This window comes from Mycobacterium sp., from assembly GCF_046091765.1.
In the GTDB taxonomy this organism is placed as follows: domain Bacteria; phylum Actinomycetota; class Actinomycetes; order Mycobacteriales; family Mycobacteriaceae; genus Mycobacterium.
The window spans coordinates 43,942-57,125 of the sequence record NZ_JBJTCF010000058.1; the positions used below are offsets into that span (position 1 = coordinate 43,942).

The following is a 13,184-nucleotide window of genomic DNA, read 5'->3' on the forward strand; positions in this document are numbered from 1 at the left end:
CGGTGCGCGCCCCGTCAGGCGACGGCGACGATCGGCGGGGCGGTCGAGTGGTGGGTCGCACCGGTCGGGGTGGTGACCTCCACGGTGTGGGTGCCATCAGCATCGGTGCGCGTCGCCACCGTCCAGCCGGGTGCTTCTTTGACGTAATTGCACGCCTCGCACCGGCCGTCGCCGTTGCCGGCGCTGGTCGGCCCGCCGCGGCAGGCCGGCGTGGCGTGGTCGATGTGGCGGATCGGGGCGTCGCAATAGGGGGTCCGGCAGGTTCCGTCCCGCAGGGCGATGAAATGCCTCAGCCCGGCGGGAAACAATCGCGAGCGCGACTCCATCGCCACCAGCGCCCCCGACCGCGGGTGGCGGTACAGCTTGCGCAGCGTCGCCCGGGAGCGCTGGTCGGCGCCGGCCGCGGCGATCAGCTGTCGGGCCACCGCGGCGGGGATCGGGCCGTAGCCGGGCACCGTCGCCGGCGTGCTCGATCCGGCCAGCAGGCTCTCGTCGGAGAGGACCAGGTGGACCGCGATGGGCGTGGCGACCGCCGCGGACTGGCCGGTGACCCGTTCGACGAGGGTGTCCGCCATCACCTGGCCGCGGCCCCGCCCGTCGCCGCAGGTGTCGGCGGCCCGCTTGAGAGCCGCGTAGACCGAGACACCCCGGGCCACCGGAAGCAGCGCGGTCAGGTAGGTCATGCAGTCCGGAGCCGGCCGGATGGTGACGGTGCGCTCCCGCTCGGCGCGGCCGGCCCGCTCGACCACCGCATGCGGATCCAGCCGGTAGGCGATCGCGCGCGCCTCAGCGGCGATGCGGCCGTCACCGAGCCCGACCAGCCGGTGCGGATCGGCGCACAGTTCGGCGTCCAGGCTGCGCCGGTCCGCCAGGTCCAAACAGGCGCTCTCCCGCACGATCAGCGTTGCCCGCCATTCCGAGAGCACGCCGCTCTGCAGTGCGGCGAGCGTGTGCGGCATCTCCTGCACCAGGGCGTTGGCCACGCCCAGGTGGCGATTGCCGCGGGCCGGGGAATCCCGACGGGCCAGGGCGATCTCGGCGGCCACGCCGCGGCCCTGCCGATGGGCCGGCACTCCGGCGGCGGCCTCGGCGGCCCGCCGGGCCGTCGCGAAGGCCGCGGCGGCGCGCGCCTGCGCGGCGGCGGCGGCGGACTTGAGCCTCTCCAGGGCCTCGATCCGCGCGACCAGCGCCTTCTCGTCGGCCGCCGGGTCGATCGTCAACACGTCTTCGAACATGCTTTCGATACTAGGGGTGCCCCCCGACAACCGCTGAAACGAACCGGGTGGCCGATGCGATCTGGTTAATGGTGAGATCAATCAGAACTCCCCACCCGACAACGGAGATGAGATCCACAGATGAAAAACCCCTCCCCCCTTCGCGCCGCGCTGGGCGCCCTGGTGTTGGCGGCTGCCGCGTTTCCGCTGGCCGCCCTGGCCGCTCCCGCGGTGAGCCAGGCCGATCCCTGCGGGTTCAACTTCTTCTGGAACCCGATCACCAACCAGTGCGAGTTCTGTGACACCCCGAACATGTACTGGAACGCCGACACCAACCAGTGCCTCAACGCGCTCAATCCGGTGCTCGGACCGGCCGGCCCGATTGGGGTGGGTCCGGACCCGGTCCTCGGGCCTGTCGGTCCGGTCGGAGTGGGTGGCCTGGGCCCGGTGGCCGGGCCCGTCGGTCCGGTCGGTGTGGGCGGCCTCGGCCCGGTGGCCGGACCTGTCGGTCCGGTCGGCATCGGCCGCTAGGACAGCTCGGTGACGATCGCGGCGAGGGTCTCCGCCGCGATCGGCACCGGCTGGTAGGCGCGCACCCCAGCTGCACGCGCTGTCAGGCCACGGCGGGTCGATTCCGCCGCCGCGGTAATCCCCGGGGCGCTACCGTCCGAAGGTCCTCACCATCGAACCGGAGCCCCGCCGTCATGCCGAGCACGCGCACCCCGCATATCGACCCGAAGGGCGAGGAGATCGCCGAGACGATCCTGCTCCCCGGCGACCCGCTTCGGGCCAAGTTCATCGCCGAGACCTACCTGGACAATCCCCGGTGCTTCAACGAGGTTCGCGCGATGTACGGCTTCACCGGGACCTACCGCGGCCGGAAGGTCTCGGTCATGGGTACCGGCATGGGCGTGCCGTCGATCTCGCTGTACAGCTACGAACTGATTCACTTTTTCGACGTCAAGAATCTGATCCGGGTCGGCAGCTGCGGCACCATCCAGAACGGCATCGACCTCTACGACGTGATCATCGCCCAGGGCGCCTCGACGGACTCCAACTACCTGACCCAGTTCGGCCTGCCGGGGACCTACGCGCCGCTGTCGTCCTACCGACTGCTGGAGAAGGCCAAGCGCATCGCCGATGAGCACGGGCAGCGCAGCCACGTCGGCAACATCCTGTCTTCGGACATCTTCTACAACGACGATCCCGACGCGCTGGGCAAGTGGGCCAAGATGGGCATCCTGGCCGTCGAAATGGAGTCCGCGGGCCTCTTCGCCAATGCCGCGGCGGCCGGTGTGGACGCCCTGGGCATCTTCACCGTCAGCGACAACATCCTCACCGATGCGCACACCACACCGGAGGAACGGCAATCGGCGTTCACCAAGATGATCGAAATCGCCCTGGAATTGGCGTGACCGACGCCGAGCGCACGACCCCTCTGGCACTGGACCCCAAGCGGGCTGTCCCTGTCCTACTCACGTTGTTCGTGTTCTCCCTGATCATGGACAACGGCTTCAAGCTGATGTCGCCGTCGATCGCCTCGTCGCTGAGCCTGTCGGAGAACACGGTCAGCCTGCAGGCCACCCTGCCCGGCATCCTGATCGGCGTCGGCGCGGTGGTCTACGCGGCACTGTCGGACTCGGTCAGCATCCGCCGGTTGATGATCTTCGCCGTCATCGTCATGTCGATCGGATCGCTGATCGGCTTCGCCCTGCAGGGCACATTCACCGGCGTTCTTGTCGGTCGCATCATTCAGACCGCGGGCCTCGCGGCGGCGGAAACCCTCTACGTCATCTGGGTCACCAAACACTTCCGGGGTGACGAACAGAAGAAGTACCTGGGATACAGCACCGCGGCGTTTCAGCTGTCCTTGCTGCTCGGCGCGGTCGGCAGCGGATTCATCGCCACCTACGTCGGCTGGACCGCCTTCTTCCTGATCAATCTTCTTGCTCTTCTGACGATCCCGTTCATCCTGAAGAACGTCCCACCCGAACAGACCGGCGAGACCAACCTGGACGTGTTCGGCCTGTTCCTGGTCGCCGTGATCGCCACCGGGATCGTGCTGTTCCTGCAGGACTTCAACTGGTGGTTCGTGCTGCCGGCCGTCGTGGCGATCGGCGTCTTCATCCGGCACATCTCGACCAACCCGAAGGCATTGATCACCAAGGACTTCTTCGCCAACAAGCGCTACACGTCGATGCTGGTCGTCGTCTTCGCGGTCTACTCGGTGCAACTGGGCTACCAGTTCATCTTCCCGTTCATCATCAAGGGCGTGTACGGCTGGAAGCTCTCCGATGTATCGCTGCTGCTGGTTCCCGGTTACACCGCAGCCGTCGTGGTCGGGGTGCTGACCGGCAGGATCGCCCAGCGCCTGAACTCCAAGCAGGCCATCGTGACCGCCATGGCGATGATCGCGGTGGCGTTGCTGCTCCCGGCGTTCATCGTCGGCGGATGGGTCGGCACCTTCGTGATCTCCATGGTGCTGTTCGGATCAGGCTTCGCCCTGATGTACGCGCCACTGCTGTCCACGGCGATTCGCGACGTCCCAAAGTCCAAGGGCGGCATCGCGATCGGCTTCTACAACCTGATCATCAACATGGCGGTTCCCATCGGTATCGCCTACGCCGCCAAATTGCTGAACCTCAAACTGTCTCTGACGTCCTTCGCCGGGGAGTCGGCCGAGGAGGCGTCCTATGGTTCGGTACTGCTGATCCTGGCCGCCATCACCGTCTTCGCCCTGCTGCTGTACCGGATCTTCATCCGGACACTCGACGGCGAGGACGCCAGGGCCGCCGGAGCGTTGCCCGGATAGCTCGTCGTCACTCGATCCTCCGCGTCTCGCGGCCCAGTTCGGCGACGATCGCCGCGAGCGTCTCCGCCGCGATCGGCCCCGGCTGATAGAGGCACACGGTGTCGGCGATGCCGTCGGTGCGCGCACGGATGTGCTCGGCGATCTGCCGCGGGGTTCCGCAGGCGGCGATGGTGTGCAGCACGTCGTCGGTGATCACCGCACCCATCTCGGCCCAGCGGCCCGCCTTGGACAGCGCATGCAGTTCGGGCTGCAGCTCGCCCCAGCCGTGGAGGTCCAGCACCGGGCGGTAAGCCGGGGTGGATCCGTAGAATGCCAGCAGCCGCCGGGTGGCGTCATGAGCGGCGTCATCCTCCCCCGCCGAGACGATCACCTCCGGCACCACCGCGAAATCGGCCGCATCGCGGCCGGCGGCGGCCAAGCCGTCGCGCACCGCGGGCATGGTCGCCTCCCGCAGGAACCGGGTCGTGCCGAACGGCATGACGAGCAGCCCGTCGGCCACCTCCGCGGTCGCCCGCGTAAGCCGCGGACCGAGCGCGCCGAGGTAGATCGGCGGCGGCCCATGGGGATTCGGCCCCGGAGTGAACGTCGGGGTCATCAAGGTGTGCCGGTAGAACTCGCCCCGGTAGTTCAGCCGCTCACCGGTCTGCCACGCGGCGAAGATCGCCCGCAGCGCGCCGACCAGGTCGCGCATCCGCTCCACCGGCCGGTCGAACGCCGCGCCGTAGCGCTTCTCGATCTGGGTGCGGATCTGGGTGCCCAACCCCAGGGTGAACCGCCCGCCGCTGAGCAGCTGGTGGTCCCAGGCCTGGTGGGCCAGCTGAATCGGGTTGCGCGGGAACGCGATCGCCACGTTGGTCATCAGGTCCAGCCCGCCCACGGTCGAGGCCAGGGTCAGCGGGGCGAACACGTCGTGCGGCCCCTCGAAGGTGAACACCCCGGCCGCACCGGCCTCGCGCAGGGCGCGCGCCCGGGTGACGGCGTCGGCGGGCCCGAACAGGGCGGTCAGGACTTTCACGGCCCTCTTACCCTAAACGGATGCGCCGGAACCCCTACCCTGGTGCCATGGCGCACGACGTGGTGGTGATCGGGGCGGGTCTGGCCGGACTCACGGCGGCGCGCGAACTGACCCGCCGCGGATTCGGTGTGGTCGTCCTCGAGGGCCGCGACCGGGTGGGGGGACGCACCAACTCCGCCACCCTGGCCGGCGTCCCGGTCGATCTGGGCGCCTCGTTCGTCGGGCCGACCCAGGACGCGGTGCTCAAGCTGGCCGCCGACCTGGGGTGCACCACGGTCCCCACCTACGACGCCGGCGACAACCTGATCCGCTGGCGCGGCAGGCTCCGCCGCTACCGGGGGACCATCCCGAAACTGGGCCTCATCGGGCTACTGGACATGGGCCGGATCCAGTGGCAGTTCGAGCGCATCGCGCGCGGGGTGAGCCTCACCGCGCCGTGGTCCTCCGCCGACGCCGCCAAGCTGGACAGCATCAGCCTCGGCGCGTGGCTGCGCTCCATCCGGGCCGGTTCGGGTTCCCGCGACCTGATGTCGATCATGACCCGGGTCAGCTGGGGCGCGATGCCCGACGAGATCTCGCTGCTGCACGCCGCGCGCTACGTGAAGGCGGCCGGTGGGCTCAATCGCATGCTCGACACGCCCGGCGGCGCCCAGCAGGAACACTTCCCCGGCGGTACGCACGACATGTCGGTGCGGATCGCGGCCGAACTCGGCGACCGAATCCGGCTGGGCGCCATCGTCTCCCGCATCGAATGGTCCGACGACGCGGTGGCGGTGATGTCCTCGGCCGGGACGGTCGAGGCACAGCGGGCGATCGTGACCGTCCCGCCGGCCCAGCGGCTGGACATCGACATCGCCCCGGCCCCGCCGATCGAGTACCAGCAACTGGCGCAACGCTGGCCGCAGGGCGCACTGACCAAGTCCTACGCGGCGTACCCTCGTCCGTTCTGGCGGGACGCCGGGCTTTCCGGACAGTCGCTGTCGGATCGCGGCCCGGTGTTCATCACCTTCGACGTCAGCCCCGGCGCCGGCGGCCCGGGCATCCTGCTCGGTTTCACCGACCCGCAGGGCTTCGACGGTCTGCCCCCCGAACAGCGCCGGGCCGTCGCGCTCGCGGAGTTCGCCGAGATCTTCGGCCCGCAGGCCGCCGACCCGATCGACTACCTCGACCAGCGCTGGGGCGCGGAGAACTTCGCCCCGGGCGGCCCGACGGCCGCGGTGCCGCCGGGCTCGTGGACGCAGTTCGGTCCGCTGCTGCGCCGGCCGGTCGGACCGCTGCACTGGGCCGGGACCGAGACCGCCGACGAGTGGACCGGCTTCATGGACGGTGCGGTGCGGTCGGGTCACCGCGCCGCCGACGAAGTGGCGCGATCGCTTAACTGATGCGCCGCGCCGAGGTGGCCAGCGCGGCCAACTCCCGCAGCCTACGGTTGACCTCGCCGGGATGCTCCAGCATCGCGCAGTGACCGCCGGCCACCTCGACCAGTTCGACGAGGTTCGGCGCGGCCTTGGCGATCTTGCGGGACTGACACATCGGCAGCAGCCGGTCCCGGGTGCTGCCGATCACCAGCGTGGGCACCGTCAGACCGCTCAGGTCGATGTGGCGCGACCCCATCTCGTCGACCAGCGCCCGCGCCCACGCGCCCCGGCCGGCGGGCGGGGTCGCGGCGAACAGGTCGTGCAGAAAGTCGCAGATAGCCGGATCCGCATGCTCGCCGACCGCCATCATCCGCAGGAACCACCGGCTCCCGGGCTGTGCGCCGCGGAACAGTGGTGCGCCGCCCACCGCCCGGATCATGTTGCGCGCCGCGGTGATTCGCGCCGGTGCCACGACACCGGGAACGCGCAGCAGCCTGATCTCCTTGAGCAGATCGCCGGTGGTGGTGTTGATCAGGGCGACCGCATCCGCGCGACGCGCGACGCTCTCGCGGAAGCGCGCCGACCACGAGCTGATCGCGATACCGCCCATCGAGTGGCCGGCGATCAGGGCACGCTCGCCGGGCCGCAGCGCCGCGTCGAGCACCGCGTCAAGGTCGGCGGCCAGATGGTCGAGGCTGTAGGCCCTGGGCCCGGGCACCGCACTGCGTCCGTGGCCGCGATGGTCGTAGGCGATCACCCGGAAATCGCGGGCGAGGTCGTTGATCTGCTCATGCCACACCCGGATCGAGCAGGTGATGCCGTGCGCCAGCACGATCGGATAGCCGCGACGGGGGCCGAACACCTCGGCGTGCAGGGCGGTCCCGTCGGCCGCCCGCACGGCCAGGACCTTGCTCGGCGGCAGGCTGGCGTCCACGGGGCTCCTCGCCGGAGCGGCGTCGGTGCCGCTCCGTCGGAGAGGATGACCGCTCAGGAATCCCATTCTAAGCAAAATCTCAGCATTCCGCAGCAAATTTTCCCCTCTTTTTTCGCCCGCCCGCGGCCCATACTTGGGCACGATGAACACCACCTTCGCCCGGGCCGCCGCCGTGACCGGCTGCCTGGCCATTGCCACCGCCGTCGCGGTCAGCTGCTCGCAGGCCCGCGAAATCGGCGGCGAGATCGCCTCCAGCGCCTCCAGCATCGGCTCGTCGGCGGCCAGCGCGGCGGGCAGCGCGGCCTCCAGCGCCGCCAGTGCGGCCAGCAGCGCGGCCAGCAGCGCGAGCAGTGCTGCCTCCAGCGTGGTGTCCTCGGTGCTCAGCGGTGCGCCCACCACGGTCAGCGCCCCGGGCGGCGAAGTGGCGCTGGACGGACCCGCCGCCGAGGCCTACCAGAAGGCCGGCGGCGAGGCGGCGCTCGGACAGCCGACCGGCCAGCCGCAGAAGATCGGCGACGGCACCGCGGTGGCCTTCGCCAACGGCACCGTCTACTCCTCCCCCGCCGCCGGGGCCCACGTCGTGCAGGGCGAGATCCTTCGGTCCTATCTCGCCGCGGGCGGCCCAGCCGGCCCGCTGGGCTGGCCGACCGCCGACGAGACCGAGACCGGCGGCGGCCCGAGTCAAACCAACGGGGGCTGGATCGGCGAGTTCCAGAACGGCACCATCACCTGGCTCAACGACGGCTCGGGGAACTTCACCGCGACGGTCGTCAACAAATAGCCCCCGGTCCCCGCGGCGGCGGCCGGATCGGCGATAATCGGACGCTATGAGAAACACATTTCAGGTGGCACTGCTGACCGCGCTAGTCTCGGCGTCGGTGGGCATCGCGGTCGCTCCGGCGGCCCAGGCAGACGTCTGCGGTGACGTGGGCGGCCGCCACGTCGACGTCGGAGGTTGCGCGAACATCGGTGGCGACATCGCCGACGCCGCAGTCCTCGGCGCCGCGGTCGACCATCCCTACGGCATCCCGCCCGCCGCCGGCTGGCCGCCGCTGCCGGTGGGCTATCTGGCCTTCCCGTCGTTCCCGGGCGAGTTGCCGTGCTATCTGCCCACCGGCCAGCCCTACTACACACCCGGCAACGCTCCCTGCTTCTGATCGTGCGCGCGCGGGTAGCGATCGTCGTCGCCCTGCTGCTCGCGTCCGTCAGCGGCCTTACCAGGTTATCGGCGTCGGCCGCACCGGAGTCCCCGCGCGAGATCACGGTGGCCACCCGCGAGGTCGCGCCCTTCGTGATGACGCGCGACGGGGTCAAGACCGGCTTCGCTGTCGACCTGCTGGATTTGATCGCCAAGCGCACCGGCTGGACCATCACCTACCTCGACACCGGGGCCACAAACAGCACCGAGCAACTCACGACGGTCACCGACGGCCGCGCCGACGCCGCCGTCGGGTCGATCTCCATCACCGCCGAACGCCGCAAGTCGTTCGACTTCTCCCAGCCGATCCTCAACTCCGGCCTGCAGATCGCTGTCCCGATCGGCAGAGACAAACCCATTGCGCCCGGGCTGACCGACTTCCTCAAGCTGTTGTTCTCCAGCACCATGCTGGTCTGGCTGGGCGTCGCCCTGGTGCTGACGGTGATTCCGGCCCACATCACCTGGCTGCTGGAACGCCGCCACCCCCAGTCAATGGTGTCGAAGTCCTATTTCCCCGGCGTATTTCAGGCTTTCCGATGGAGTCTGGGCATGCTCGCGGCGCAGCCCGACGACGCCCCCCGACATAGACCCGCAGCGTGGCACTGCTGTGGGCGTTCGTCAGCATCATTTTCGTCGCGTACTACACCGCGATCCTGACCGCCAACCTGACGGTGGAGAAGTTCAAGGGGGAGATCAATTCGCCGTCGGATCTCGCCGGCAAGAGGGTGTGCACGCTGGCCAACAGCACCACCGCGAACTACCTGGAGAGCATCGGCGTCGGCTTCGACGCGGCACCCAAGATCGACGACTGTTACTCACAACTCGAACAAGGCCAGCTCGACGCGGTCGTGTTCGACGCGCCGCTATTGATGTACTACCTGGAGAACCAGGGCGCCGGAGTCGCCGAGCTCGTCGGCCCGGTCTTCCACCACGAGGATTACGGGATCGCCTTCCCGCTGGGCAGCGACTTGCGCAAGAAGGTCGACGAAGGATTGCTTGGGATCCGGGAGACCGGTGACTACGAACTTATCGAGCGGAAATGGTTCGGTGAGAAGCGGACTCGGTAGGGCTGAAGCCGGATAAACTAGGGGCGTGCCGGGCTTGCTCGAGTTGGACCCCTATCTGGCGATCACCGAGGAGCCGCCGCCGGGCGGCGACGATCGGCTCCGCGCGCTGCTGGCGTGGGCCGTACTGGCCCCCTCACCGCACAACACCCAGCCGTGGTCGTGGTCTGTGCGCGACGGCATCATCGATCTCCGGGCCGACAACTCGCGGCTGCTCCCGGTGTGCGACCCCGACGGTCGGGAACTGCATATCGGGTGCGGTGCCGCCCTGGAACACCTGCTGCTCCGGCTGGGCCTCGACGGCGTACCCGTCGACGTCGAGATTCTGCCCGACACAGACGACCGCGACGTGCTGGCGCGGGTGCGAACCGGGTCGGGTCAGCCTTACGAGAACCACCCCGACCTGATCCACGCGATGGCAACCCGGCGGACCAACCGCACGGCTTACCACGGTGACCCGATGGGACAGCCGCTGCGGTCATTGCTGGAGGGGTCGTGTGCCCGGTTCGGGATCGAACTGCGATGGCTCGCCGACGAGGCGACCCGCGCCGCGATAGTGCAGCTGATCATGGAGTCCGACCGTGAGCAGATGTCCTCCCGGGAGTTCCGCCATGAACTCGCGCAGTGGATGCGCCCCAAGAACTCCGCGAGCGACGACGGCATGGCGGCCGATCTGCTCGGACAGCGCGGCGTAGCCGCCTACGTCGCGCCACTGGTGGTTCGCACCTTCGACGTGGGCAAGATGCAGGCCGCCCGCGATCAGCAGCTCACGGAGGGCTCACCGGACTTGGCGGCGTTGTGGACCAGGGCTGACGATGCGACATCCTGGCTTGCCACCGGCCGCGCGCTCGCGCACGTCACGCTGCTGGCCGAGTCGGCCGGGCGGGCGTCGGCGTACATGAACCAGCCGTGTGAATTACCAGCAGCGAGACAACAGCTGGCCCGGCAGTTGAAGGTCACCAACCCACAGCTGCTCCTCCGGTTCGGCCTGGCCGAGCCGGTGCATGCCGCGAGCCGGTTGCCGGTAGCCGACGTGCTCACCGACTGAGATTCAGTCCTGCACGGCCTTGGCGACCGCGACGCAGGTGGTCAGCCACGTCGGATCCGCTCCCTCGGTCAGCGCCGACGCCGCGTTGTGCATCATGCGCACGACCACCCAGGCACGTGCCCGCTCGGCGTCGAACCCGGCGACTTCGACCAGCACCGACAACCGGGCCCGCACGCGGGCCCGAACGTCCCCGGCCATCTCCTCCCAGCGGTTCCACAGCATCGGCGCGATCTCGTAGTGCGGATCGCCATTGACCGGTTTGGGGTCGATCACCAGCCACGGTTCGCGAACGCCGGCCAGCACGTTGGCGTAGTGCAGATCGGTGTGCAGCACGCGATCGGCGACCGCGCCATCGGCAGCCAGCTCGCGGCCGAGTGTGACGGCCTGCTCGACCAGCCGGCGCGGAATCGGCGCGCTGCGCGGCAGTCCGGCCAGCTGCGCGGTCGACTGCTCGACGAACGCCGACAGCGGCCGGAGCCGGGCCAGTGCCGGACGGTGCAACCGGCTGTAGAGCCCGGCGACCCCAGCGCACGCCTGCAGGTCGGGAACGCCGCACAGATCACCCGGACCCAGCCGTTCGAGCAGCAACGCACGGACGCGGGGTTCGGCAGCCAGCAGCCGAACCGCACCGTCGCCGTGCCAGCTGCGCAGCGCCAGGTGTTCGTGTTCGGATTCCTCGTCGGGAAAGCCGATCTTGAGCACCGCCGCCACGTCGTCGGCGCTCCGCACCGGGAGGACCAGCGAGCAGTGCCCGTTGGTCGGCGCTCCGTCGGCGCGTAAGTCCCACCGGGAGAACAGGTCGTCGACGGTCACCGCCAGCCCGTCGACCCACGCCGACCAGTCGGGCCCGCGGGCGGCCATCGCCGCGACACCGGACGGGACCGTCACGACCACACGAGCCGCTCCAACTCCGCGGCGTCGTTGGTGGCGAGCATGCCGGTCAGCAGCGTCAGCAGACCGCGGTCCGCGCGCAGCACGTCGAAGCCGTAGGTCTCGTCCGGTGTTCCACTGGATTCGCGGTTCCAGGCGTTGCGGTAGAACATCACCACCCGGCGGTCGCTATCGACCTCGATCTGGTGGTCGGTGTAGGGCACCGTGAAGGACGCCACCGGGAAAGACTACGGGTTGGGCGGACAGTTGAACACCGACTCGGGCGGCAGCGTGCCGTCCTTGAGGAAGGCGATCAAAGCTTCGTCGGCACAGGTGTTCTGCGAACTGGCCAGGTGCCCCACCCCGGGTGCGATCACCAGCGTCGAGCCGCTGATCTGATCGTGCAGCGACTTCGCCCACTCCAACGGCGTGGCCGGATCCCCCGCGGTATTGAGCAACATCACCGGGCCCGCGCCCTTGGGATTCACCGGGCCGGGTTTGCGCACCGGGGGCACCGGCCACGACTCGCAGGGCGCCAGCGACCACGCCCGGTTGCCGCCGCTGACCGGACTCTCCCGCGCCCACTCCGGGGCCAGCCGCTCGGGTTCCTGCGGATCACGCTCGGTGGCGAAGTCGGTGCACACCACCGCCAGATACTCCGAGTCGGCGGGGTTGACCATCAGGTCCGGCGAGTAGGCGGCCTCCACCACCTCCGGCCACTCGCCGTCCAGAGCCTTGGCCAGCGTCGCGCGCAGACTCGGCCACCCCGTCGTCGGGTTGTACTGCGCGGATTCGACCAGGGCGAGCATCCGCGACCCGGACAGCTGGCGTCCGTCGGCGCCGACGAAGGGCTGCCGGTCGAGTTGGGCGACGAGGTCGGTGATGGTCCGCACGGCCACGTCGAGCGGTCCCGGCAGCCGACAGTCGCTCTGGCGCAGGCAATCCGCGGCGAAAGCGGTCACGCTGGCCTGCATGCCCCTGGCTTGTCCGTGCCTGACCTCGCGATAGTCCAACTGGGGGGCCATCACCGAGTCCAGTGCGAGGCGGCCAGTGCGGTCAGGGAACGTCTGCGCATACAGCGCCCCGATGAACGTTCCGTAGGAGTAGCCCAGATAGCTGGTCTTCTCGAAGCCCATCGCGGTGCGGATCGCATCGATATCGCGTGCGACGTTCTCGGTTCCCAACGCGCTGAGCACCGTGCTGAACTGGCGCTCGCACGCCTGGCCGATGGAGGCGGCGAGGTCCTGCCGGCGCTGGCGGTCGGCGTCGGTCAGCGGCACGCTCGGCTGGTCGAAGATCGCCGCCTTCTGCTGATCGTCCAGACACGACACCGCCGGTACCGATCCGCCGGTCCCGCGCGGGTCGAACGACACCACCGTGAACTTGTCGGCGAACGTCTCGTAGTACTTCCAGCCCGTCCGCAGATCGCCGACACCGCTGACGCCGGGCCCGCCGGGATTCATGATCAGCAACTGCGACTTGTCCGTGCGGGCGGGGATGCGGATCAGCGGGAGGGTGAACGCCGGACCGTCGGGCTGGTTGTAGTCGTAGGGCACCGTGATCGTCGCGCATTCCAGCCGGGCTTCGGGGGCCGGCGCCGGCTCCGGGCAGGGGCCCCACGCGGAGAGCACCGGCCCGGTTTTGACCGGCTCGCCACGCGGCTGCTCCGGC

The 13,184-nt window shown here is 69.5% G+C and carries 15 protein-coding genes; 9 read left to right on the top strand and 6 right to left on the bottom strand.

Annotation, left to right across the window (positions count from 1 at the left end; all coding sequences use genetic code 11):
* Positions 1-14 precede the first annotated feature (14 nt).
* Positions 15-1,235: a DUF222 domain-containing protein gene (locus ACKOB8_RS06030; protein ID WP_526376308.1), complete on the bottom strand. Its 1,221-nt coding sequence runs from the start codon at positions 1,233-1,235 to the stop codon at positions 15-17.
* A 120-nt stretch (positions 1,236-1,355) separates the two neighbouring features.
* Here ACKOB8_RS06030 and ACKOB8_RS06035 point away from each other — a divergent pair, with 120 nt between their 5' ends.
* From ACKOB8_RS06035 to ACKOB8_RS06045, 3 genes are all read left to right on the top strand, one after another.
* Positions 1,356-1,745, top strand: coding sequence for a hypothetical protein (locus ACKOB8_RS06035; protein ID WP_526376309.1), 390 nt, complete (start codon positions 1,356-1,358; stop codon positions 1,743-1,745).
* 173 nt (positions 1,746-1,918) lie between these two features.
* Positions 1,919-2,629 carry a purine-nucleoside phosphorylase gene (deoD, locus tag ACKOB8_RS06040; protein WP_526376310.1) on the top strand — a complete coding sequence of 237 codons (711 nt, stop codon included), beginning with the start codon at positions 1,919-1,921 and terminating at the stop codon, positions 2,627-2,629.
* Positions 2,630-2,652: 23 nt separating this feature from the next.
* Positions 2,653-4,026, top strand: a complete 1,374-nt coding sequence (locus ACKOB8_RS06045; protein ID WP_526376345.1) for an MFS transporter — start codon at positions 2,653-2,655, stop codon at positions 4,024-4,026.
* 7 nt (positions 4,027-4,033) lie between these two features.
* Here the strand turns inward: ACKOB8_RS06045 and ACKOB8_RS06050 are convergent, their stop codons facing one another.
* Positions 4,034-5,032 carry a TIGR03617 family F420-dependent LLM class oxidoreductase gene (locus ACKOB8_RS06050; RefSeq protein WP_526376346.1) on the bottom strand — a complete coding sequence of 333 codons (999 nt, stop codon included), beginning with the start codon at positions 5,030-5,032 and terminating at the stop codon, positions 4,034-4,036.
* Between the two features lie 56 nt (positions 5,033-5,088).
* Here ACKOB8_RS06050 and ACKOB8_RS06055 point away from each other — a divergent pair, with 56 nt between their 5' ends.
* Positions 5,089-6,423, top strand: a complete 1,335-nt coding sequence (locus tag ACKOB8_RS06055) for a flavin monoamine oxidase family protein (protein WP_526376311.1) — start codon at positions 5,089-5,091, stop codon at positions 6,421-6,423.
* Here the strand turns inward: ACKOB8_RS06055 and ACKOB8_RS06060 are convergent.
* On the bottom strand, positions 6,416-7,399 hold the full coding sequence (locus ACKOB8_RS06060; protein WP_526376312.1) for an alpha/beta fold hydrolase: 984 nt from the start codon (positions 7,397-7,399) through the stop codon (positions 6,416-6,418). The two genes, ACKOB8_RS06055 and ACKOB8_RS06060, sit on opposite strands and share 8 nt — an antisense overlap.
* A 76-nt stretch (positions 7,400-7,475) precedes the next feature.
* On the opposite strand from ACKOB8_RS06060, the gene ACKOB8_RS06065 reads away from it, so the two are divergent.
* Genes ACKOB8_RS06065 through ACKOB8_RS06085 form a run of 5 tightly spaced genes read left to right on the top strand, consistent with a single transcriptional unit; the run spans position 7,476 to position 10,643 of the window.
* Positions 7,476-8,114, top strand: coding sequence for an LGFP repeat-containing protein (locus ACKOB8_RS06065; protein WP_526376313.1), 639 nt, complete (start codon positions 7,476-7,478; stop codon positions 8,112-8,114).
* 46 nt (positions 8,115-8,160) lie between these two features.
* Complete coding sequence (locus ACKOB8_RS06070) at positions 8,161-8,490, top strand: hypothetical protein (protein WP_526376314.1); 330 nt, start codon at positions 8,161-8,163, stop codon at positions 8,488-8,490.
* A gap of 2 nt (positions 8,491-8,492) precedes the next feature.
* Positions 8,493-9,188 (top strand): transporter substrate-binding domain-containing protein, encoded by a 696-nt coding sequence (locus ACKOB8_RS06075; RefSeq protein WP_526376315.1) that lies wholly within the window; start codon positions 8,493-8,495, stop codon positions 9,186-9,188.
* Positions 9,128-9,598: a type 2 periplasmic-binding domain-containing protein gene (locus tag ACKOB8_RS06080; RefSeq protein ID WP_526376316.1), complete on the top strand. Its 471-nt coding sequence runs from the start codon at positions 9,128-9,130 to the stop codon at positions 9,596-9,598. The genes ACKOB8_RS06075 and ACKOB8_RS06080 overlap by 61 nt, the downstream gene beginning before the upstream one ends.
* 25 nt (positions 9,599-9,623) lie before the next feature.
* Positions 9,624-10,643, top strand: coding sequence for an Acg family FMN-binding oxidoreductase (locus tag ACKOB8_RS06085; RefSeq protein ID WP_526376317.1), 1,020 nt, complete (start codon positions 9,624-9,626; stop codon positions 10,641-10,643).
* Positions 10,644-10,646: 3 nt separating this feature from the next.
* Here the strand turns inward: ACKOB8_RS06085 and ACKOB8_RS06090 are convergent, their stop codons facing one another.
* From ACKOB8_RS06090 to ACKOB8_RS06100, 3 genes are read right to left on the bottom strand one after another with little or no spacing between them, the layout of a single operon-like run.
* Complete coding sequence (locus tag ACKOB8_RS06090; RefSeq protein ID WP_526376347.1) at positions 10,647-11,504, bottom strand: aminoglycoside phosphotransferase family protein; 858 nt, start codon at positions 11,502-11,504, stop codon at positions 10,647-10,649.
* Between the two features lie 23 nt (positions 11,505-11,527).
* Positions 11,528-11,752: a hypothetical protein gene (locus ACKOB8_RS06095; RefSeq protein WP_526376318.1), complete on the bottom strand. Its 225-nt coding sequence runs from the start codon at positions 11,750-11,752 to the stop codon at positions 11,528-11,530.
* A 9-nt stretch (positions 11,753-11,761) separates the two neighbouring features.
* Entirely contained in the window at positions 11,762-13,144 is a 1,383-nt protein-coding gene (locus tag ACKOB8_RS06100; RefSeq protein ID WP_526376319.1) for an alpha/beta fold hydrolase, read from the bottom strand.
* Positions 13,145-13,184: the final 40 nt, after the last annotated feature.